Origin of the sequence: Nitrosospira sp. Nsp18, from assembly GCF_900103145.1 — a bacterium.
Taxonomy (GTDB): domain Bacteria; phylum Pseudomonadota; class Gammaproteobacteria; order Burkholderiales; family Nitrosomonadaceae; genus Nitrosospira.
Genome location: NZ_FMWY01000004.1, coordinates 61674 through 84304, shown reverse-complemented (window position 1 = coordinate 84304; position 22631 = coordinate 61674). Strand labels below are relative to the sequence as shown.

Annotated in this window: 20 protein-coding genes; 13 read left to right on the top strand and 7 right to left on the bottom strand. The window is 54.0% G+C overall.

The features are described from left to right. Window positions 1-16 precede the first annotated feature (16 nt). The 5 genes from BLS94_RS02950 to BLS94_RS02930 all read right to left on the bottom strand — a co-directional run bounded on the left by BLS94_RS02950 (window position 17) and on the right by BLS94_RS02930 (window position 7187). Window positions 17-2407: a sucrose synthase gene (locus BLS94_RS02950; protein WP_090957706.1), complete on the bottom strand. Its 2391-nt coding sequence runs from the start codon at window positions 2405-2407 to the stop codon at window positions 17-19. Next, window positions 2397-4559 (bottom strand): HAD-IIB family hydrolase, encoded by a 2163-nt coding sequence (locus tag BLS94_RS02945; protein ID WP_090957705.1) that lies wholly within the window; start codon window positions 4557-4559, stop codon window positions 2397-2399. Before BLS94_RS02945 ends, BLS94_RS02950 begins: the two co-directional genes overlap by 11 nt. Beyond that, entirely contained in the window at window positions 4556-5473 is a 918-nt protein-coding gene (locus BLS94_RS02940; protein ID WP_090957704.1) for a PfkB family carbohydrate kinase, read from the bottom strand. The genes BLS94_RS02945 and BLS94_RS02940 overlap by 4 nt, the downstream gene beginning before the upstream one ends. Window positions 5474-5889: 416 nt before the next feature. After that, window positions 5890-6624, bottom strand: coding sequence for a bifunctional demethylmenaquinone methyltransferase/2-methoxy-6-polyprenyl-1,4-benzoquinol methylase UbiE (gene ubiE / locus BLS94_RS02935; RefSeq protein WP_072767239.1), 735 nt, complete (start codon window positions 6622-6624; stop codon window positions 5890-5892). A 170-nt stretch (window positions 6625-6794) separates the two neighbouring features. After that, on the bottom strand, window positions 6795-7187 hold the full coding sequence (locus BLS94_RS02930; protein ID WP_072767240.1) for a gamma-butyrobetaine hydroxylase family protein: 393 nt from the start codon (window positions 7185-7187) through the stop codon (window positions 6795-6797). Window positions 7188-7306: 119 nt separating this feature from the next. Between BLS94_RS02930 and BLS94_RS02925 the strand changes: the two genes are divergently transcribed. Further along, window positions 7307-8395 carry an FAD-dependent oxidoreductase gene (locus tag BLS94_RS02925; protein ID WP_256325260.1) on the top strand — a complete coding sequence of 363 codons (1089 nt, stop codon included), beginning with the start codon at window positions 7307-7309 and terminating at the stop codon, window positions 8393-8395. Between the two features lie 31 nt (window positions 8396-8426). Here BLS94_RS02925 and BLS94_RS02920 read toward each other — a convergent pair whose 3' ends face one another. Continuing rightward, window positions 8427-8936, bottom strand: a complete 510-nt coding sequence (locus tag BLS94_RS02920; RefSeq protein ID WP_090957702.1) for a DUF1269 domain-containing protein — start codon at window positions 8934-8936, stop codon at window positions 8427-8429. A 242-nt stretch (window positions 8937-9178) separates the two neighbouring features. Between BLS94_RS02920 and BLS94_RS02915 the strand changes: the two genes are divergently transcribed. From BLS94_RS02915 to BLS94_RS14775, 12 genes are all read left to right on the top strand, one after another. Then, the gene (locus BLS94_RS02915; protein WP_090957701.1) at window positions 9179-10303 is read left to right on the top strand and encodes an S-(hydroxymethyl)glutathione dehydrogenase/class III alcohol dehydrogenase; all 1125 of its coding nucleotides are present in this window, start codon (window positions 9179-9181) and stop codon (window positions 10301-10303) included. 58 nt (window positions 10304-10361) lie between these two features. After that, the gene (gene fghA / locus BLS94_RS02910) at window positions 10362-11216 is read left to right on the top strand and encodes an S-formylglutathione hydrolase (RefSeq protein WP_176767776.1); all 855 of its coding nucleotides are present in this window, start codon (window positions 10362-10364) and stop codon (window positions 11214-11216) included. 169 nt (window positions 11217-11385) lie between these two features. Then, window positions 11386-12490 (top strand): peptide chain release factor 2 gene (gene prfB, locus BLS94_RS02905; RefSeq protein ID WP_143021637.1). Its coding sequence is split into 2 segments (ribosomal slippage): window positions 11386-11466 and window positions 11468-12490, totalling 1104 coding nucleotides; the frame shifts between segments, so codons are not numbered across the junction. A gap of 12 nt (window positions 12491-12502) precedes the next feature. Beyond that, window positions 12503-14032 (top strand): lysine--tRNA ligase, encoded by a 1530-nt coding sequence (lysS, locus tag BLS94_RS02900; protein WP_090957699.1) that lies wholly within the window; start codon window positions 12503-12505, stop codon window positions 14030-14032. Window positions 14033-14464: 432 nt separating this feature from the next. Beyond that, entirely contained in the window at window positions 14465-15550 is a 1086-nt protein-coding gene (locus BLS94_RS02895; protein ID WP_090957698.1) for an urease accessory protein UreH domain-containing protein, read from the top strand. 56 nt (window positions 15551-15606) lie between these two features. Beyond that, window positions 15607-18006: a heavy metal translocating P-type ATPase gene (locus BLS94_RS02890; RefSeq protein WP_090957697.1), complete on the top strand. Its 2400-nt coding sequence runs from the start codon at window positions 15607-15609 to the stop codon at window positions 18004-18006. A 51-nt stretch (window positions 18007-18057) separates the two neighbouring features. Beyond that, window positions 18058-18267, top strand: coding sequence for a heavy-metal-associated domain-containing protein (locus tag BLS94_RS02885; protein WP_072767249.1), 210 nt, complete (start codon window positions 18058-18060; stop codon window positions 18265-18267). Next, window positions 18251-18562 (top strand): metal-sensitive transcriptional regulator, encoded by a 312-nt coding sequence (locus tag BLS94_RS02880; protein ID WP_072767250.1) that lies wholly within the window; start codon window positions 18251-18253, stop codon window positions 18560-18562. Before BLS94_RS02885 ends, BLS94_RS02880 begins: the two co-directional genes overlap by 17 nt. A gap of 79 nt (window positions 18563-18641) precedes the next feature. Next, window positions 18642-19373, top strand: a complete 732-nt coding sequence (locus tag BLS94_RS02875) for a c-type cytochrome (protein WP_256325259.1) — start codon at window positions 18642-18644, stop codon at window positions 19371-19373. Then, window positions 19370-20671, top strand: coding sequence for a c-type cytochrome (locus BLS94_RS02870; RefSeq protein WP_090957696.1), 1302 nt, complete (start codon window positions 19370-19372; stop codon window positions 20669-20671). Before BLS94_RS02875 ends, BLS94_RS02870 begins: the two co-directional genes overlap by 4 nt. 100 nt (window positions 20672-20771) lie before the next feature. Further along, entirely contained in the window at window positions 20772-21083 is a 312-nt protein-coding gene (locus BLS94_RS02865) for a hypothetical protein (RefSeq protein WP_090957695.1), read from the top strand. A gap of 38 nt (window positions 21084-21121) precedes the next feature. After that, on the top strand, window positions 21122-21265 hold the full coding sequence (locus BLS94_RS14775; protein WP_218124726.1) for a hypothetical protein: 144 nt from the start codon (window positions 21122-21124) through the stop codon (window positions 21263-21265). Between the two features lie 161 nt (window positions 21266-21426). Here the strand turns inward: BLS94_RS14775 and hpnA are convergent, their stop codons facing one another. Next, the gene (gene hpnA, locus BLS94_RS02855; RefSeq protein WP_176767771.1) at window positions 21427-22419 is read right to left on the bottom strand and encodes a hopanoid-associated sugar epimerase; all 993 of its coding nucleotides are present in this window, start codon (window positions 22417-22419) and stop codon (window positions 21427-21429) included. Between the last annotated feature and the right edge of the window lie 212 nt (window positions 22420-22631).

Here is a 22631-nt window from a genome sequence, read left to right as displayed (position 1 = left end):
AAAGACTCTATATTATTTATTGATGAGGGAGCAGTGCCTGTGCCATGGGACGAAATTGCAAATGGTAGAACATATCGAGATAACGTACAGTTTCTTCATGCTCCAGATTGCTGACAAATTTCCAGAAACCGTAAATACGCGATAAAGTCATCATTCGTTCTGCGTACAAACGCCATGTATAACGTGATTCGACCCGTTTTAAAGCCATTTGGGAAATATTATCCCAAAAATTGGGATCGGCGGCTGAGCGAGTGAAAAAATCAGCCATGGCTGCGGCCGCAGCAGAACCATCGTTAGGGTCGAAATGATAGCCCGATATTCCATGCTGGATGATCTCTCGCGGACCGCCATAACAGGTAGCGAATACGGGAAGGCCGGAAGCCATAGCCTCGATGATAGTCAGCCCAAACGCCTCGAATCGGGCTGGCTGGACAAAAATGCCGCGCTTATCAGCCACATGCCGATACAATTCACCCGCAAGATTCTTTTCCAGGCGAGTGCCGAGCCAACGCATACGTCCTTCCAGCTTATATTCATTCATGATGGCGTGCATGTGGTCAATCTCGGCGCGTTCCTCACCATCGGTCGAAGCGGCAGGGTCGATATGCCCACCGATTACAAGTAGATTGGCCGCATCCGATAAGCGCGCACACTGGGCAAACCATGCCGCCAATCCGGTCAAATTCTTGACCAAATCGAGGCGAGCCATTGTAAAAATCAGGGGCTTGGCAGGATCGATAAAATGGCCGCGCCAGGGCACGCCGGGATCGTCTCCATATAAGAGACGTTCAATGTCGGGCAATAGCGTTTTCAGGCGGCGCTCCCCGTCGAGATAGGAGAAATACACCTCGGCATCAGCACCGGGGGAGACAATATTGAACTTGGGGTCAAAAAGATCTATGCCGTTCAGCACTCGATACAAGCCGGGCATCGTGTAGTTCTGATAGGTCTCATATTGGCCCACGGTATGAGAAGTACCTGCAATTTCCTGATAGGTACTCGTAATAATAAAATCGGCGCTATTCATTGCGATGAGATCAGCGGTGTATTGGCAATTAAAATGATATTGGGCTTCATTCTCGCGCCAGTGCAAGGCTGAATGCAGGTATTTGCTCTGCTCCAGCGCGTGAGCGATATTGCACTGTGTTACACCGATTCGTTTGGAAATCAGTGAGGCTATCAGGTTTCCATCTGAATAATTGCCGATTACCAGGTCCGGGCGGCCGCTCAGTTGCGCCAGCGCTTCGCGTTCAATATCATGCGCGAAATTCTCCAGATAAGGCCATATCTCGAAACGCGATATCCAGGAACGGACAACTTCGCCGTTGGGTTTACGAAATGGTACACGCACAATCCATGAGTTCTGGGTACCGTGGATTTTTTCCAACGGCTGGTTGCATAAGGTATCCCCCGCCTCGGGGATCAGGCGTGTGCCTATCAGAATTTTCGGTTGGGCCGTTATTCCTTGAAGGAGCAGGCGCTCGCTCATGTCCCGTTCCAGAGCCCTTACCTGATCCAGGATGTAAACCACCTGACCGCCCGTATCCGGCAATCCCAACACATTATCCTGCCCGAAATAGCCATGGGGCGACAGGACCAGCAATTTTGATATCATGGGAATTCGCGCCAGAAAATTCTCGAGTATTTGTGCTGAAGGCGCTTCGAGAATATCTACCAACAGACTCATGGTATCGCTCACCCGCGTAGCGCAATCGCCCCAACCGGGTGCAAAGCCCAATCCGCTCAGTGACTCCGCAAGCATCATCCAGGGCGTATCACCTGGATATTTGTCAAGCAACCCAAGCGCGCGGCGCAAACCGGCACGTAACGCAGCCACATCGGCAAAGTTGCCGTTGAGCATCAATTGATGCCCGTCCATGGAATGCACTGTTAAAAAATTCAACAGCTTGACCGAACCCATGCCGGCATGGGTGAACAGCGTGCCCGCCAGTTGCTTGTTGAGAAAAATTACTCCTTGACCGATTGATCGAATTTCCTTGAGCCGCGAGAAACCGCGATTAAATGGCGCAAAATCCAGCTCCAATACCGGTTCATGAGCGCTATCCGGGCGCACCAGCATTTCCTTGAAAGCCAGATAATCGGACACGCTGACAGGCTCAGGTATAAGCTGCTGCTGATGGATACTCATAAAGTGCCAACTCCCCGCGCCTTCGCGTAACGCCATATAGATCAGCGGAGGCCGGCACACCGCTTCTTGCAGGAGATCGACAACTTCATGTAGCGGAGTCTCAACAAGAGACTGGGGAAGCTCTGTGCTTAATGCATCAAAAGCTGCCCGAAGGTCCGAGCGCAGCAAAAGCGGACGTTCCAGTTCGAACCATCTACGTAACAATGCGTACAAATCGCTACGATGATCCGCAGCCCAGACATTAAATTTAGGTATCATTCGCGGTCTCCATGATGGAAGTGCCAAACTCGTAATGTGCCATGCCTTCGGCGATGCCGTCCGCGTAGCCTGCACGGGCAAAATAAATTTGTTCATTTCCCCTTAGACTCGCCAATTCGGGACTATGATTGGCAACGATCACGCCAAGTGTGTCACCGATCAGCATTTCTCTATCGTTGCCTGAATCACCTGCGACTAAAAAGGAACGCAACGGCAGCCCCCACTTATAGGCAAGATAACGTATTGCTCCTCCTTTGGAACCGCGTAGAGGCAAAATGTCGAGATAGGCCTGGCGCGAATAGACCAAATGTGCGGACAATTTTTGCTCGCGTAATAGCGCCCGTATTTTAGCTATTGGTGGCATTTTTTCGGGATCTACATTGTAGCTAAGCTTGAATTCGCGCTGATTTTCTTCCGCTTGCAATGTGAGACCCGGCACTCCGCCAAGCGCGCTTTTAATCGCATCGCGGCGCCAAAGGTGCTTGATAAAATTTTGCCATCCTATATCCGGGCGGAGTTCAGGACCATAATTGATCTCGCTACCGACCGCCGTAATAAGCACATCAGGTAAGGGAACGCCCCACTCCTTCAGTATTTTGAGTGTACTTTCCAGCGTGCGCCCTGTGGCGACTCCAAAGCCTAAATTGGGCGGAGTCGCCCGCATGATAGCCAGAAAACGGCGCAAGGCGGCACGATCACCCAGCAGGGTATTGTCGATATCGCTAATAAGCATATGCGATATCAGCGGTAACGGATGCCGCTGCGGCCTCTGATATATCGCCATGGTGCGCCGGATCTGCTTACGCTCCTGATGCAACAGACGGAACAAAACGCGCAGGTATTTCCTGACGTGGGCATCCCAGGTGTAGTAATTCCTGACCCCTGCAATACCATTGCGCGCCCAGCGCCGCCAACGGGTCGAATCAGCTAATCCGTATTCAATCGCCTCCGCTATGACCTTGATATCCGTGGGATTCACCAGCACCCCATTTTTGCAGTGCGCCACGATATCGCGTGGCCCGCCATCTTCTGTAGCAACAATGGGAAGCCCGCTGGCGGCCGCCTCGATCAAGGTAAGACCGAACGGTTCGGTGAGCGCAGGATTGACAAATATGCCCCGGCGTCGGGCTGCAAGCCGGTAGAACCCCGCGATATCCGCCGGCTTGTGCTGTTTGGGTAGCGCCACTTTGCCCCATAAATCGTAAAGATCGATATCGAGCAGTAGATCGGTCATTACCTCAACCTGCGCGACGTCAAGCTTACGGATGTCCTCGCGATTACCCGCGATGATGGCCAGGTTTGCGTGCTCATGCAATTTAGGTGAACTGCCGAATGCGGCGATCAAAGCACCGAGATTCTTTCGCATTTCGGGGCGGCAAATCGTGAGTACCAAAGGCTTGCGCGGGTGCACCAGAAAACGGTCGATGAGCCTCGCGGCCTCCGGCTCCGGCGCTATCCGGCGACTGGGCGGAGAAAAGCGCGAGATATCAGTCCCGGGGGGAATAACCACCGCACGCTCACGGTGATAGTTGGTATACAGTCCGTATTGCTCGTCACTCTCCTGAGGTGTGCTTGTTATGATCAGGCTCGCATGCTGAAGTATGGCTTCCTCGGTCGCTATTCGGCGGTAGAAGCTGAATTGACGCTCCAATGCCTGTGGTTTACGCCCTTGTGCAAGCAGGCGCTGCTGTTTGCTTCGCCCAAGCGAGTGCCCGGTATGGATTTGCGGGATACCGAGAAGCTGAGAAAGCTGCATCCCGACATATCCTGCGTCGGCATAATGGCTATGTATGACATCGGGTAAACGTTTCTGCTCGCGCAGAAAAAGCAGCGCACGATCTACTAGTTGATCGAGATAGGGCCAAAGACTCTCCTTGCGCATATATCGGCGCGGCCCGCAAGGAAGACGAATAATTCGTGCATTGTCGCCGAGCATCTCTTCCGGACGAGCATAGTCAGCGGATACAGAGGAATCTTCTATCCTTCGGGTCAGTAGATCGACTTTGACGACCTCGTGCTGGCGCGCCAATGCGCGGGCCAGCTCTACCACATATAGCACCTGCCCGCCGGTATCCGCATCGCACCCCAGTTCCAGGTCGCTCCCCCGGATCAATCCGTGCAGGCTTAGCATCAGGATATATAAATCTTTCATTCAGAGGGATTCATATGCCAATCACTGGTGAAGGGTTCGTAGAAATCGTTGTGTTCCGGAAGTCCGCCACGTATCCGGCAAATTGCACCGGCAAAATGATGTGCCCGTTGCAAGGTGAGGGGTATGGCCCAGCCGTTCAGCAGGCCGAGTATAAAAACGGCCGAGAACGCATCGCCCGCGCCGACCGTATCGCGGATATCCGTGATGGGATCGGATACCACCGCTACCGGTTCCGCGGAATCTGCCAGCCACCAGGCCCCCGCTTCACCACGAGTTATAAGCATGCCGCGCAGCTGATAGCGCTGGATCAGCGCCTTGGCCTGAGCCTCGGCGAATATTTCCTCAATATGCAGTAACTGAGCCATTCTTTCAAGTTCGCTGTCATTAGCCTTGACGATATCGGCGTGCTGCAATGACCATCGTATGCGGTCTACATAAACCCATGGATCGCGCAAATTGACATCAAAAAAACGCTGACCGCCCGCAGCACGCAATAAATGACGCAGGGCTCGATGCGAGCCGGCACGCTGCGCCAATGTTCCGAAATAGACAAATTCCGGATTCGCGGCAAGGGCAGCCATTCGCGATAACCGGGGATGAATATGATCGTAGGCTTGATCGGGAATAATATCGAACCGGTGACCTTCAGAAGTAAAATTAATATCCACCATGCCGGTCGGATAGATGGTATCGAGTTGAACGCCGTGTGTGGCCAATCCTGAGCTTTCCAAGGTCTGTAACAGGCGAGCACCCGCGGCGTCCTGCCCTATACGCGTAACCAGGACAGGGGCGCAGCCGAACGCACGCAAGTGCCGGGCAACATTGTAGGGCGCACCACCCAATACCTCCCTGTCGGGAAACCGGTCTACCAGAATTTCACCAAACAGAAGCACGACATGACGACTGCCGGTCATTGTTTTTACCTTGCGAAGGATTGAACCTCCAATTCAACCTTGATTCAAACATAAATTGGGCCATAACCAACGCATCTGTGAGACTTTCGTGAAGGCAGTCTTCTTCAATATCGATGATGAGGGACAGCAACTGCTTATCATCGGTTGGTTAAAGCGCTTCTTGACACAGGCACGATGCTCATGCTCGAGGCCAGAACTTGCCTTATTATGTCTTATCGGTATCTAATCAGGTTGCATAGACGAGGTCCGCAGCTCATTTTCTGCGGGGATAAGCGGGCCTTTATCCCTCGGGTCGAGAACCGGAAAGATGAGTGATACTGACATGCTGCGTGGAGTTTTTCTGTACGCTATCATACATACGACAGTTTGTTTCTCCTCCAATCGCCGACGTGTGTTGGCCTTAAAATCTCCAGACCTTAGAACTTGTAGCCGCGATGAAGCGCAACCACGCTCGCTGACAGATTGAAGTACTCCACTCGTTCGAATCCAGCGTTTTGCATCAATTGTTTCAATTCCTCCTGCGAGGGATGCACACGAATGGATTCGGCTAGATAGCGATAGCTATCCGGGTCTCTGGCGATGAGCCCGCCCATCGCAGGAAGTACCTTGAATGAGTAAAGATCATAAAAGCTTTGCAATGGTTTCCATACCTTGGAGAATTCAAGGACGATAACCCGTCCGCCCGGCCGGAGTACGCGCAGCATTTCTTTCAATGCCACATCCTTATGGGTCATGTTTCTGAGCCCGAAGGCAACACTGACACAATCAAAATAGTTGCTTGGGAACGGCAGTTTTTCTGCATCGCACTGCGCTACCGAGACAGCCGCACCTTCATCGAGTAATCGGTCGCGACCTATCGTGAGCATAGCGTTGTTGATATCGGTGAGCCAGACCTCGCCATTGCTGCCCACTTGCTCCAAAAACAACGCGCTCAAGTCGGCGGTGCCGCCGGCAATATCAAGTACCCGGTCTCCTTTTTTGACTCCGCTGGTTTCCACTGCGAATCGCTTCCACAATCGGTGCATGCCCGCGGACATGACGTCATTCATCAGGTTGTAGCGCTCGGCAACCGAATCGAATACCCCGGCTACCTTGCGGGCTTTCTCTGCTTCAGCTACGGTATTAAAGCCGAAATGGGTCGTTTTTGTCATGGATGATCAGTTATTAAATGAAGGGCACATACTACAGCAAGATAAGGTTGCTGTAGAACCTTGCGCATACACCGGGTTGGGACGGATAGTTGGGGCTGGGCTGGTAGCTGAACCGGCTCCGAGCCGCGAAACCAGGAAGTTCTTCAGCGGATTCGGTTGCTGATTGCGGTTCAATGCTTGCTGGCCACCATCGGTTCCCGGCTCGCCCCTGCCGCTTGCATGCGATGAAGGTACCGCTGCCACATTTCATCGTGGTGCAATCCATAGTCATAAAGTAAATCCCAGGAATAAAGGCCGGTATTATGGCCATCCGAAAAATTAAGCTGGATTGCATAATTTCCCACGGGCTTGATATCGTTGATATTCACCTCTTTCTTACCGGTTTGCAGCACTTCCTGGCCAGGGCTGTGGCCGCGCACTTCCGCGGAAGGCGAATAGACCCGCAAAAATTCACAGGGAAACTGGAAAATTTTGCCATCACTGAAAGAAATCTCCAGTATTCTGGACTTTCGATGAAGTTTTATTTCGCTAGGACTGGGAGTTTCTTTACTTAGCCCTGCCATTGTGCTTCTCCTCCGGTTTGCAACGGTGAATGATAAACCAGCGTGGACAAAACTAAAACGTTGATACGGGGATTTCAACCATTATAGCCAACTCGTCAAATGGCACTCGTCCTCGTGAATTGATACTTATCGGTGGAGGCCACACGCATGTCTTATTGCTGCGAAAACTCTGCAAAAATCCTTTACACGACGTGTGTATGACCATGGTGAGCGATTTTGAGTGCGCTGCATACTCGGGAATGTTGCCCGGGCATATCAGCGGCTTCTACCAGCAAGCAGCACTGCTTATCAATCTACGACATCTATGCAAACTCGCCAATGTTCAGTTCATCCATGCAAAAGTGCGTGGCATGAATCTGAAGCAAAAACAGGTGCTGCTCGACAGCGGTGCTGCGCCCCTGGCTGCCGACCTTGTCTCCATTAATGTCGGCGGCATACCTGATATGGACAACGTAGAGGGCGCGAAATCATGGGCGATCCCAGCGAAGCCCGTGCCACGCCTGCTGGAAGGCTGGGCAAGCACTCTGGCCGCGGCCGAAAATAGCACAGGCCAGCTGCAAATCATTCTCGCGGGTGGCGGCGCAGGCGGCGTAGAACTGGCGCTAGCCATGCGTTCCCGGCTGCAACACGCGGAGTTCACAATCATTCACAGCGGGGCACGCTTGCTGCCGGAGCACAATTCATGCGCTCAACACATTGCTCGCAACCTGTTACTGGAACGAAACGTGGTTGTGATAACTGAGGCCAAGGTGGTCGAGGTTATGCCACATAGTGTGCGTCTTGATGACGGAAGGCGCCTGGCCTCGGACTTCGTTTTCTGGGTTACGCAGATTGCCCCCCCAGGTTGGCTCGGGGAGAGCGGTCTGGATATCACGCGTGAAGGCTTTATTAGAGTCAAGCCTACTCTTCAGGCAATAAATTATCCCTGGATTTTTGCTGCAGGGGATGCAGCCTCCATCGAAAGTCAGAAATTACCCAAGTCCGGTGTATTTGCGGTGCGTATGGCGAAACCGCTGGAGTACAATCTTCGAGCCTGTCTGGGCGGCAGTCTGCTCAAGGATTATAAACCTCAACGGCACAGCCTCAGCCTCATCGGCACTGCGGATGGACGTGCCATTGCTTCTTACAGCCGTTGGGCAGCGCATTCCGCTTTTTTCTGGTGGTTAAAAAATCAGATCGACCGGCGTTTCATGCGGCAGTTCCAGTAACGGCTACCCTCTAGCTGTCCTGCAAGGCAGGTTAAGGAAATGCGGGTATTATGGGTTCCGTCCCTTCTACAGTCACGTCAGGCAAGTGCGTTTTTATCCGTGCCTCGATCTCGGCAACGCGTTTCTTTGGCACGTCGGCCAGAACGAGAAACTGACCGGCCTCAATTGCCTCCTCAAATTGCTTGACCCTGGAATTGGCCGTGCTCACGCCTATCATACTGCCCGCCCACGCACCTACTCCCGCCCCTGCAAGAGTGCTCCCCAACAGAATGCCGCCCGCAATGACCGTTGAGGCAGGGGGAAGCGCGATGGCGACCAGTCCGGCGAGCGCACCTGCCGTTCCGCCCACTGCGAGCCCCCGCTCCACTGCGGGCACAAAATCGCTCTTCTGAAGCAAACTGGCTTCGGGTAGCTCTTCCAGAGGAGTGCCGCGCTTTGCCAGCACGTGAATGTGTCGCTCCTCGATTCGCGAAAGGAGTAGCTCATCGACGATACGTTTGGTCGTGGCTAAATCGGGAACAAGAAAGTAGATTCGTCGCATCATGATCTCCTAAAAATTGTTCACAGGTAAATAATTTAGGGCGGAAATGGCAGAGATCCAAACCAGCCCAACTTACCGGATCGATTTCATCATAGGACGGCTCAGATGAAAAAGCAAACCATCGCAGGGATTCTCAAGCGAGACGCAACCACCGCTACAAAGCGGTAACGGAATTTGAAAACTGACGGATTCCTGAGCATACTAGCCATGCTGATCAAAGTAACGAAAACGGAGCGAATTACATGGAAACAATCAAAACACGTGCAGCGGTTGCATGGGGACCGGGCCAGCCGTTAACTATCGAGGAACTTGACTTGCTACCGCCACGAAAAGGCGAAGTACTCGTTCGCATCGTGGCCACTGGCGTTTGTCATACAGATGCATTCACCCTGTCGGGGAAAGATCCCGAGGGAAAGTTTCCGGCCATTCTCGGTCATGAGGGCGGCGGCATCGTCGAGGCTCTCGGCGAGGGTGTCACCAGCGTTGCGGTGGGAGATCATGTAATTCCGCTCTACACCCCCGAATGCGGCGAGTGCAAGTTTTGCAAATCGGGGAAAACCAACCTGTGCCAGGCTATCCGGGCCACCCAGGGACAAGGGCTTATGCCCGACGGTACGACACGTTTTTTTAAGGGCGGAAAACCCATTTATCATTACATGGGCACCTCGACCTTTTCAGAATATACGGTAATACCTGAAATTTCATTGGCAAAAATCAGTAAGGAGGCGCCGCTGGAGAAGGTATGCCTTCTCGGTTGCGGTGTGACGACGGGTCTGGGCGCTGTTGCCAAGACCGCGAAGGTGAAGGCAGGCGATACCGTGGCGGTTTTCGGCCTGGGTGGCATTGGTCTGGCCGTGACTATCGGGGCAGCTATGGCCCGGGCCGGGCGTATCATTGCAATCGACATCAACCCCGACAAATTTGAAATAGCACGTCAACTGGGTGCCTCCGATGTGGTGAATCCCAAGGACTACAATAAGCCGATTCAAGACGTGATTATCGATATGACTGGCGGAGGCGTGGATTTTTCGTTCGAATGCGTCGGTAACGTCAAGCTGATGCGCTCTGCCCTTGAATGCTGTCATAAAGGGTGGGGGGAGTCCGTGATAATAGGTGTCGCAGGCGCGGGCGAAGAGATCTGTACGCGCCCTTTTCAACTGGTAACGGGACGTATATGGCGCGGCTCGGCATTTGGCGGAGTAAAAGGCCGTACCGAACTTCCTGGCTATGTCCAGCGCTATCTCGATGGAGAATTTGAGCTCGATACTTTTATCACTCACACCATGGGCCTGGAAGATATCAATAAAGCGTTCGACCTCATGCACGAGGGTAAATCCATTCGCACGATTATTCATTTCAATAAATAAAATCAGGTATTTTACGCTGGGGCTGAAAATTGCTTTTGAGGATAGGAATATGTCCGAATTGGAACTTCTCTCGTCGCACCGTTCATACGATGGGTCGCAAGAGCGTTACAGACACGCTTCAAAGTCGTTGAATTGCGATATGAATTTTTCTATTTATCTTCCGCCCCAGATATCTCCCCCGCTGGACAATCGCAGCCAAGTGCCGGCCGTTTACTGGTTATCGGGATTGACCTGCACCGACGAAAATTTTGCCACGAAAGCCGGGGCCCAACGGGCCGCAGCGGAACTCGGGATTGCGCTTGTCATGCCGGATACCAGCCCCCGGGGTGAGGGCGTGGCGGATGTTGCAGATGCATACGACCTGGGGCTGGGCGCCGGTTTTTACGTGAACGCAACCGAGGAGCCCTGGAGCCGCCATTACCGCATGTACGACTATATCGTGGATGAGCTACCGGCCCTGGTCGAGCAGCATTTTCCAATTAACGACCGACGCTCTATCTGCGGACATTCCATGGGAGGCCATGGCGCGCTCATGATCGCACTGCGAAATCCTGTACGCTACCGGTCGGTGTCGGCTTTTTCACCTGTGGTCAACCCGACCACCAGTCCCTGGGGGAAAAAAGCGTTCAGCCATTACCTGGGTGACGATATAAAAAACTGGTGGGCGTATGACGCTACGCTACTGATTGCAGCCTCGCGCGCATCGGAACATCTGCCGATATTGGTCGACCAGGGCAATGCGGATGAATTCCTGGCTGAGCAACTGAAAACCGAGCGCTTCATTGCCGCCTGTGAAGCAGCCCACTACCCCGCACGGATCAATATGCGTGCAGGGTACGATCACAGCTACTTCTTTATCAGCACATTTATCGAAAGTCATCTGCACTTTCATGCGCAAGCGCTGAGTAGTTGATGGAGTAACTGATGGATTAACGGGACCGAGTTCGCCATCGTCAAGCGGCTTCCTTCGTTTATTTTAGATATCTGCGTACGTTATTACTCTCATCCATATGTGGTCAAGTCACGGACGAGATTCTCGCTTCCTGTATAATTCTTGATCTTTTGCACCTTTAAAGGCTCCTATGGAAGCGGAACAGCTTAACGACATTGCCCATCAGCTCGTAGATCTCGACAGCCGGACAGCAGCATTGCGGAGGTATCTTTGACTTCGATAACAAACAAACACGGCTAAACGAACTCACCCGTCTGACCGAAGACCCGGCGATCTGGGACGACAACAAGCGCGCCCAGGAATTGGGGCGTGAGAAAAAAATGCTGGAAGGGGTTGTCGTCAATCTGGAAACAGTCGGACGGCAGTTACATGATGCCCGAGATCTGTTCCAGATGGCAAAGGAAGAGAATGACGACGCTACGTTGCATAGTATCAAGCAGGATATCGGCCGATTGGAAAAGACCGTGGTGGAAATGGAATTCCGTCGCATGTTTTCCAACCCGATGGACCACAATAATTGCTTCGTGGATATTCAGGCCGGCTCCGGCGGTACCGAAGCGCAGGACTGGGCGGCAATGCTGGAACGCATGTACCTGCGCTATTGCGAGCACCGCAATTATAGTGTGGAGGTGATGGAGGAGTCGCCGGGCGAGGTCGCGGGTATCAAGAGCGCAAGTCTCAAAATTTCAGGCGATTACGCCTATGGCTATCTTCGCACAGAAACAGGCGTTCACCGGCTGGTGCGAAAATCTCCGTTTGATTCGGGTAATCGACGCCATACGTCCTTTGCCAGCGTGTTCGTTTATCCTGAGGTGGATGAGACCATCGAAGTAGAAATCAATCCTGCTGATTTACGCGTCGACACCTTCCGCGCGTCCGGAGCGGGCGGGCAGCACATCAATAAAACGGACTCGGCCATTCGGATAACCCACAACCCCACAGGTATAGTGGTGCAGTGCCAGAGCGGCCGCTCGCAGCACCGCAATCGCGCGGACGCGATGGCCATGCTGAAATCGCGCCTGTACGAGGCGGAACTGCGTAAGCGGCATGACGAGAAGCAGGCGATAGAAGACAGCAAGACCGATATCGGCTGGGGACACCAGATCCGCTCTTATGTGCTGGATCAGTCTCGTATCAAGGATTTGCGGACTAATATCGAAAGTGGCAACACGCAGGCCGTACTGGACGGCGGACTGGATGATTTCATTGAAGCCAGCTTGAAACAAGGCATATAAGGAGAACCGACAGTGGCGAATGACGCTTTAGAGGAAAGTCCGGGCGAACCCATCGATTCGCTTAACGCGGAGGCCAAACTGGTCGAGGAACGCCGCGCCAAGCTGGATCTGCTGCGCACAACAGGTAACGCCTTCCCGAACAATTTTCGTCGCGACGATTTTTCGTCCGATCTGCACCGGCAATATGGCGGCCATTCCAACGAAATGCTGGAAGCAGAGCCAAAGATCGTAAACGTCGCGGGGCGCATGGTATTAAAACGCGTGATGGGCAAGGCGAGCTTCGCCACCATCCAGGACATGAATGGACGCATCCAGCTTTATATTGCCCGCGACGTTGCCGGCATCGAGGCGCACGACGCATTCAAGCACTATGACCTCGGCGATATATTGGGCGCTCAAGGGACGCTGTTCAGAACCAGAACCGGCGAGCTTTCCGTTCGCGTCACGAAGCTGCGGCTGCTCACGAAATCACTGCGCCCTCTACCGGAAAAATTTCACGGCCTGGCCGATCAGGAGCAAAGATATCGCCAGCGCTACCTCGACCTCATCACCAACGAAAAAAGCCGGAGCGTATTTATTACACGATCCCGGGTCATCCAGTCCATACGCGAGTTTTTGGTCAGGCATGGCTATCTGGAAGTGGAGACGCCAATGATGCACCCGATTCCCGGCGGCGCTGCGGCACGGCCTTTTATCACTCACCACAACGCGCTGGATATGCAGTTGTATCTCCGCATCGCACCGGAGCTTTATCTGAAGCGCCTGGTTATCGGCGGCATGGAACGGGTATTTGAAATCAATCGAAGCTTCAGAAACGAAGGGATTTCGACTCGGCATAACCCCGAATTCACCATGCTGGAATTTTACGAGGCTTATCAGGACTACACATACCTGATGGATTTCACGGAAAGCATGCTGCGGGAAATCGCGATAAAGGTGCTGGAAACAACCAAAGTCATTTACCAGGGGCGTGAAATTGACCTTGCACAACCGTTCGCGCGGCTTACCATTACCCAGGCAATCCGAAAATTTCATCCGGAATATACCGATGTGCAACTCGGCGATCGATCGTTCCTGATCGAAAAACTCAAAGCGCTCGGAATCGCCTGCAAACCCACGGATGGCATTGGCGGGCTACAGCTTGCGTTATTTGACGAAACCACCGAGCATTTACTGCTGGAGCCGACCTTCGTCGTTGACTATCCAGCCGAGGTTTCACCGCTGGCACGGCGCAACGATGCAAATCCCGCGATAACCGACCGGTTCGAACTGTACATTGCCGGCCGCGAAATCGCCAATGGATTTTCGGAATTGAACGACCCGGAGGACCAGGCGGCGCGCTTTCTCGAACAAGCCGATGCAAGAGAAGCGGGAGATGCCGAGGCCATGTATTATGACGCTGACTTTATTCGCGCGCTCGAGTACGGCCTGCCCCCGACTGCGGGCGAGGGTATCGGTATAGACCGCCTGGTAATGCTCTTCACCGATAGCCCGAGTATTCGCGACGTGATTCTGTTTCCGCAATTACGACGGCAAGATTGACCTGGATGAAAGGCCAGGTCTTGAAGGCAAGTCGACTGCTCCTGTCGAATGCCATCAGGAATCTCTAATTCTCCGCAAACCCTGGTCAGCAATCCTGGCTTATCCAGGGGTTCTTCAAGCATAGCAACCGGCGCTACCTTTACCCCTTTATCTCCAGTGAACCCGGTGCGACCAAGCGGGGCTGTATAAACGCGCCCAGCTTGGTCGCACCTGCAATATACCCTACCCAGGTATTGACATATACCCCCATGTGGTATACGATTTTATCGTAGACATTCAAACAGGTGGTCTAAATAAACATTGGATTTCCTGCCGCAGCGAACACTACGTCACGCAATTGAAGCCGGGAAAAACAGAAAATAAAGCCGTAGTAGATAGGCAAAGCAGTGGAATTGCATTGTAGACATCTGCTGTGAAACCAGAGGTGCGACGATGACGAATAAAGCCTCTCATCTGAAAGTCAAAGGCATGCATTGCTCGGGGTGCGAAGAAACCATCGAGCATGCAGTGAATCGTCTTCCCGGTGTGCAGAAGGTAAAAGCGGATTACGTAAAGCAGACTGTCGATGTCGAGTTCGACGGCAAGCGCATCAAGGAAATCGACATTCGCAATGCAATCGAAGAAAAAGGTTATGAGTTTGAAAGCGCCATCGCCGACGCTTCAGGCCAGCATCTGCGAAACGGACTGATTTTACTGTTCTTCCTGCTGATGGTCGGTGGCGTTACCTTTTGGGGCAAAAGCATGATACCGGGGCTAGTGGGAGAGATGAACCCCAATCTCGGACATGCCATGTTATTTTCCATCGGTTTTTTTACGGGGTTCCATTGCGTTGGCATGTGCGGCGGCTTTGTGGTCGGCTACGCGACCTCAGGTGTTCCTCAATCCGTAGCTTCCACCGCGATGCGCCACTTGATGTACGCAACCGGCAAGACAGCCTCTTACGCGGCCATTGGCGGCACTTTAGGCTTGCTGGGCTCGGTCGTGACTTTTACTCCTTACATGCGGGGCATCATCAGTATCGCAGCCAGCCTCTTTGTAATCATCTATGGTCTGAAAATGCTGGATGTGTTTGCTGCGCTGCGCGGCTTTACCCTGCGCCTGCCTCATTTTGTGACCAAAGGTGTCGCGAATGAACTACGAAGCCAGCGCAGCCCTCTCGTAATCGGGCTGTTGAATGGATTCATGCTGGGTTGCGGTCCTCTGCAAGCCATGTACATCATGGCAGCAGGTACTGGCAGTCCCCAGGAAGGCGCTACCATGCTGTTCTTCTTCGGCCTGGGCACGCTGTTGCCGCTCCTGAGCTTCGGCCTGGTCGCCAGCAGCGTGTCCCGCAGCATCATGCGCCAGCTGGTGCTTGCTTCCGCAATTCTGGTTATCGCCATGGGTGTGATGATGGCGGATCGAGGACTCAAGCTGACGGGGTCCGGTTATGACTTTAACTCGCTTTCGTCCCGTTGGCAGCAGGTAAAGCCAGCAGACAATCACCTCGAGCCGAGCGACGCGCCCACGCAGCGCTGAGCGAATACATTTACATTTGTCGAGTTTATCAATGAATCTTGCGACGCGAGGCATCCATGCATTCTCTAGCGCTTAAGCAAATAGAATTGCCGATCGAAGGCATGACCTGCACCGCCTGTGCGGCCCGTATTGAAAAAAACCTTAATAAGCTTCCAGGCGTACGTGCTGCAGTTAATTTTGCGAACGAAAAAGCGCGGGTTGAGTTTGATGCGGCCACGACCCAGCCTGAAGATCTGGTCCGTTCGATTGAGAAAGCCGGGTTTCACGTGGTTCCACAATCGGTGCAACTGCAAATCACGGGAATGACCTGCGCCGCGTGCAGCGGCCGTATCGAAAAAGCGCTGAATAAACTGCCGGGCGTCACCGCTACCGTCAATCTCGCTACAGAGATTGCCCACGCCGGCTTCAGCCCCGGCGCGATAGCAGTGGATGACCTGATTGCCGCAATTGCCCGGGCGGGCTACGGCGCCAGCGAAATCAGCGAAGCCAGTCGCGCCGAGGAGAAAGCGCGCAGGCTTGTCGCTTACAACGCGGAGCTTCGCATGTTCTGGATTGCAGCTGCGCTCAGCCTGCCGCTATTGCTGCAGATGGCGCCGATGCTCTGGGAAAGCGGTGCAGAACTGCCGCGCTGGCTGCAATGGGTGCTGGCAACGCCGGTACAGTTCTGGGTGGGCAAGCGCTTCTATACCGCGGCATGGAATGCGTTACGCGGCGGCGGAGCCAACATGGATGTGCTTATCGCGCTGGGCACTAGCGCAGCATACTTTTTCAGCGTAGTGGTAGTGGTGCTGAGCCTGGATCAGCACGTCTATTTCGAGGCAAGCGCGGTCATCATCACGTTGGTTCTATTGGGTAAACTGATGGAAGCCCGCGCCAAGGGCAAGACTTCGGCGGCTATTGAGGAACTTATCAGGCTGCAGCCAAAGATTGCTCGGGTGGAGCGCAACGGCGAGATCGTGGAAGTGGACGCAAGCAGCCTTAAGCCGGGAGAGGTGTTTATCGTTCGCCCGGGCGAGAATATGCCGGTGGATGGCGTCGTCATTGAAGGCGCCTCCAGCGTGAACGAGGCGATGTTGACCGGCGAAAGCCTGCCCGTTACAAAACGAACTGGCGCGATGGTCTACGCGGCCACCATGAATCAGCAGGGGCTGCTTAAATGTCGCGCGACCGGTGTCGGCGCTCATACCCAACTTGCAGCCATTATCCGTCTCGTTGAAGAAGCGCAAGGTTCCAAGGCGCCCATCCAGCGATTGGCCGATACGATTTCAGGCGTGTTTGTGCCGGTGGTGGTCACTCTCAGCGCGCTGACCCTGGTCCTCAACTGGTGGCTGGCCGCGGATTTTGTGCCGGCTCTCATTAATGCCGTAGCGGTGCTGGTTATTGCCTGCCCCTGCGCATTGGGGTTGGCTACGCCAACCGCAATCATGGTGGGTGCGGGACGCGGGGCCCAAGCCGGCGTGCTGGTGAAAAACGCTGCTGCACTGGAACAGGCCGAAAAAATTCAGGTTCTGATCGTGGACAAAACCGGCACGCTCACCGAGGGCGCGCCCGCAGTGACGGATATTGTTCCGGCAGGAACGGTTATGGAACACGATCTGATGCAGATTGCCGCGACGCTGGAGCAGGGATCGGAGCATCCTCTGGCAAAAGCAGTGATGGAGCATGCCAGTAGCCTGGGTATCCAGCCACAAACAGTGAGCGATTTCAGGGCCGTCACCGGCAGCGGTATCACTGGCTGCATCGATGGAATCGAGTATCTTCTCGGCTCGCCCCGATTTCTGCGCGAACATGGCGCGCGGGTCGATGAAAATTCGATGGCCATTCTTCAGGCCGAGGGTAAAACTGTCGTAGGCGTGGCCCTGGTAACCAGTGCAAACAGCACGGCGCCCGAAGTTCTCGGCCATCTCGCCATCGCCGACCGGCTGAGGCACAGTTCCGCACAAGCGGTAGCGCGGCTACAGTCGATGGGTATCGAAGTCGTGATGCTCACCGGCGACAATTCCGCCACCGCAGCCGCCATTGCCGGGCAAGCAGGCATTACCACTTATCGTGCTGAGGTGCTGCCTCAGGATAAAGCTGCCGAAGTGGGCAAAATGAAGGCAAACGGTAAATTTACCGGCATGGTAGGCGATGGCATCAATGATGCACCGGCGCTGGCCGCGGCCGACGTGAGCTTCGCTATCGGAGCGGGCTCCGACGTGGCGATCGAGGCCGCCGACATCACACTTATGCGCAATGATTTGATGAGTGTGGCGGATGCTATCTCGCTTTCACGCGCAACGCTGGGGAAGATCCGCCAGAACTTGTTCTTCGCCTTCATCTATAACGTGCTGGGGATACCGCTGGCGGCGATAGGATTGCTTAATCCCGTGGTCGCAGGTGCAGCAATGGCAATGAGCTCGGTATCGGTCGTAGGCAATTCGCTGTTGTTGAAACGGTGGCGAGCCGGCGCTTGAGCAGCTGATCGATTCACTTAACGCATTCACTTAACCGGAAGGAGTACGAAAATGCAAACGGAAGTCATAAAAGTCGAGGGAATGACCTGCATGGGCTGCGTCAATAGTGTGAAGAGCGTGCTGGAGAAAATTCCTGGCGTGGACAGTGCGGATGTTTCTCTCGAACAGAAACAGGTGACCATCCAGTATGACGCTGCCACTACTAAACCCAACCAGTTCAAGAACGCTATCGAGGACGCCGGCTTTGAAGTCATTACCTAGCAAGAAGCCATGCCATGCACCGCAGACGGTGGTGCAACCGGACAAGGAAGCACTGATAAAGCGGCTCAACCGCATCGAGGGACAGGTACGGGGTGTCAACAAAATGATATCGGAAGATCGTTATTGCGTTGACATCCTGAACCAGGTCTCTGCGCTGCAATCCGCACTTGACGCGGTGGCCATGCTGTTATTGGAAAACCATACGCATGGATGCATGCAAGGCGCCATCAAATCAGGTCAGGGCGATGAGGCAATTGATGAGCTGATGGCGGTAGTGCGGAAATTTGCGCGGTAGTGGCAGCAAAGCTGCGGAATTTCAGTTGATCTTACGGTGCATCCGGTTAAACGAACCAAACAAACGGGTAGAGAACGCAATGATACAAGTTGTCCTGATCGCTTTTTTGTTTTTTGCCGACCACGCAATAGCCACCAGGGTTTCCCCGGTTGATGTACCCGACACCATGGCGGAGCGGGTAAAGGCCTGCACTGCCTGTCATGGCAAAGAGGATAAACAGGGCAGAGATGCATACTACCCGCGTATTGCTGGCAAGCCGGAAGGCTATCTGTTCAACCAGCTGCGCAATTTCCGTGACGAGCGGCGCCACTACCGCCCCATGGCCTTGCTGCTTGAAGGTTTGCCCGATCAATACTTGCGCGATATGGCCGCCTATTTCGCTTCGTTGAAACAGGCTTTCCCCCCGCCCGAACCATTAAAGTCATCGCCCGATGAAGTTGAACTCGCCCGCAGGCTTATTACTCAGGGCGACCCCGGCCGTAAGATTCCCGCATGCACCGATTGCCACGGCAAAGACCTGATGGGCACGGAGCCTTTTATTCCCGGCCTGCTGGGCCTGCCGCGCGTCTATATCATCGCCCAGTTCGGTAACTGGCAGAATGGAGGAGCAATGCGCGGGGAAACGCCCGACTGCATGTCCGAAATCGCAAAACAGCTCACGACCAACGAGGCGAGCGCCATTGCGGCGTGGCTGGCCGCGCAACCCGTTTCCGAAGCCCTCTCAACGCGCGCAAACCCGGCGGCAACTCTCCCTGGTAAACTGGCTGAGCGTTGCAGCAGCATCGTCCTCCAACCAGGAGGGTTGCAATGAAACTTATCCTATTGGCTGCGGCGCTTGCCGGGCTAACAGGCCTCGGCATTTTCATGGTACCGGTAAGCTCCTCCTCTGTTTTTGCCGGCGTGGAATCGCCACCGGCAAAAACAGATGGCATTACCGGGCGGCAAGCACAACAGCAACAGCAGGCGCGAGGCGCCTATCTCGCGCAGGCCGGCAATTGCATGGGTTGCCACACGGCACAGGGTGGGCGACCCTATGCGGGGGGACATGTCCTCGATACGTCTATCGGGACCTTCATCACGCCTAATATTACCCCCGATCCGGAAACGGGTATTGGCCTCTGGAATGAGGAGAACTTCTGGCGAGCGCTCCACGATGGCAAGGCACGCGACGGCAGCCCTTTATACCCCGCCTTTCCCTATACGGAATATACGAAGATCACGCGTGAGGACTCCAATGCGATCTTTGCCTATCTTCAATCGCTTCCACCTGCTCAGCAGCGCAATCGGCCGAACCAGATCCGTTTTCCTTTCAACCTCCGTCCACTCATTTATATCTGGCGCGCCATTTATTTCGAGCAAGGCGTTTATCGGGCTGATAACGCAAAGAGCGATGAATGGAACCGGGGCGCCTATCTGGTGCAAGGACTCGGCCACTGCAATGCTTGCCATACAACCCGGAACCCGTTCGGCGCAAGCACGGGCGAACTATTCGGAGGAGGACAGCTCATGGGCTCGAACTGGTACGCGCCCTCTCTGACATCTCTCCAGGAGGCCAGCACTTCCGACTGGGCGGTCGAGGACATCGTTGAATTACTGAGGACAGGTTCGTCTAGCCGCGCAATCACAACAGGGCCGATGGCGGATGTCATCAGCCAAAGTCTTCAATATCTGACGAAGGAGGACGCCTATGCCATGGCGACCTACCTGAAGTCGCTACCTGAGACCGGTCCCCGCTCCAGAGGCATAGCCCCTGCGCTGACGGAAGAAGTCGACACGCTGCTCCGCCAAGGCGGCGAGATCTACGAGACGCACTGTCAGGATTGTCATGGAAATTTGGGGCAGGGCGCCCCCGGCACTTATCCGGCGCTGGCGGGAAACCGCGGCATCACACTGGCCTCCCCGATTAATGCAATTCGCAGCATTCTCAATGGTGGCTACGCACCCGTCATCGCAAGCAATCCGCGACCTTATGGCATGCCACCGTTTGCGCAAATCCTGCGTGATGAGGAGGTTGCGCTGGTCTTGTCATATATCCGCAACGCATGGGGTAATCGGGGCACCCTGGTTACGGCGGCTCAGGTTGACCGGAGCAGGAAGGGTGCGCAATGAAGAATCGTGTCGGCAGCATTTATTATCCGTAATACGTTGGCGCTACAGAGCATCAGTGATGGACATTAACGACTTATTTCAATTATCAAGGAGAATCAAGATGAATAAGTTCATATCTACCATTCTGTTTGGATCTGCTTTTGCTTTTGCTTTTGCTATTGCCTTACCTGCCGGCGCCCATACCGAGGAATATTTCGATTTCAAGGAGTCGGCTCACGGCGGGCAAACGCGCATGGCCGGTCCGTATCATCTGGAGCTTGTCGCCAAGGATAAGGAAATCGTACTCTATGTAATGGATCATGCCGACCGTAATCTCAGCACCGAAGGGGGTGCAGGCAAGGCAACCGTTCAAACCGGCAAGACGAAAACAAGATCTCGGTCAAGCTGGAACCGGCGGGTAATAATATATTGAAAGGAACGGGGGACTTCGTCGTTTCACCAGAATCGGTGGTGACCGTATTCGTTGAGCTACCGGAACAGGAGGTAACCGCCGCCCGCTTCACCCCGCTCAAGTTCAAAAGCAAGACTAAGACGAAAGCCAGCAATGGCAAACCTTTAGCAGATGGGCAAGGCGCCAGCGCCACCACATTTTGAACCTGTCTTTACCCTGCAGAGTGCTGCTCATGGTGGCAGCATCTCTGCAAACAACCAGGGTTCGGTGGCACCGAAGCCATGCAGCGTTTTGGCTCGGAAGATAATGATTCGTGCATTATTCGACTGACTTGTACCGAGGAGCTTGCAATGCCTGAAAAGATCTATCCGCAATAACCATTGGCCAGAAACCAATTCATCGCATCTTCAAGCGCTTCCGCCGCCGGCCGGTACTGGTAACCCAATTCACGTATGGCCTTGTCGCTGGAGTAAAACATCTTTTGTTTGGCCATTCGCAGGCTGTCCACTGTCGCGCGCGGCTCAACATTCGTGACCATTGCCATTTTTTCCATTAACCAGGCAGCGGGGAGAATCAGTTTGACGGGAAGGCTGACTCGCTTTTTCCGCTTTCCGCTAATCTTGTCTATTGCTTGCAATATTTGCAGCAAGGTCATGTTTTCGCCTCCCAGGATATAACGCTCTCCGGGTTTTCCATGCGCATAGGCCAGCAGGTGGCCCCGTGCAATGTCATCGGCATGAGCGACGTTCAAGCCGGTATTCACATAGGCCGGCATACGGCCGCGCAACGTGTCAACGACTATACGCCCTGTCGGCGTGGGCCTTATGTCGCGCGGCCCCATCGGCGTAGACGGATTCACTATGAGTAAATGCAGTTTATGCTCATCGGTCATCCGCTGAACGACCTGTTCCGCCATGAATTTGGATCGCTTGTAGTGCCCATTCATGGCCAGGAGGCTCGAGGGCGTGTCCTCGTTTGCAGGGACGCCATCCTGGCTCGTTCCCAGGGTCGCCACGCTGCTGGTGTATACCATGCGTCTCATTCCCGCTTCAGCAGCAGCCAGTATCAGCGCCTGAGTTCCCTTCACGTTGATGTCGTACATGGTTTCAGGATTCGGAACCCAGAGCCGATAATCGGCGGCAACATGAAATAAATTATCACAACCTGCGACCGCACGTTTTAGTGATGGGGCAGAGCGCAGATCACCTTCCGAGATCTCAACAGGTAGTTGATAGAGATTTCTACGATCACTTCCCGGCCTGACCAGGCACCGCACCTCGTGGCCTGCGTTAAGCAAACAGCGCGCAACTGCCGAACCCACGAATCCATTCGCGCCTGTAACCAATGACTTCAGCATGGCTGACACCCAGTCAGCGCAGTTGGTCCAAAATTTATAAACAACGTTCGAAACTGCATTGTTGCGGTAGCTCCACAGCTTTTACACCCCATATCGAATTCAGATCGGGCGATTGAAGGTGTAACTCAAAAATAGATAACGCAACGAAAAGATCAAAGCACACTCACATATCTGCATCAACACATCTAACACAAAAACAGTCCTTTGCCTTG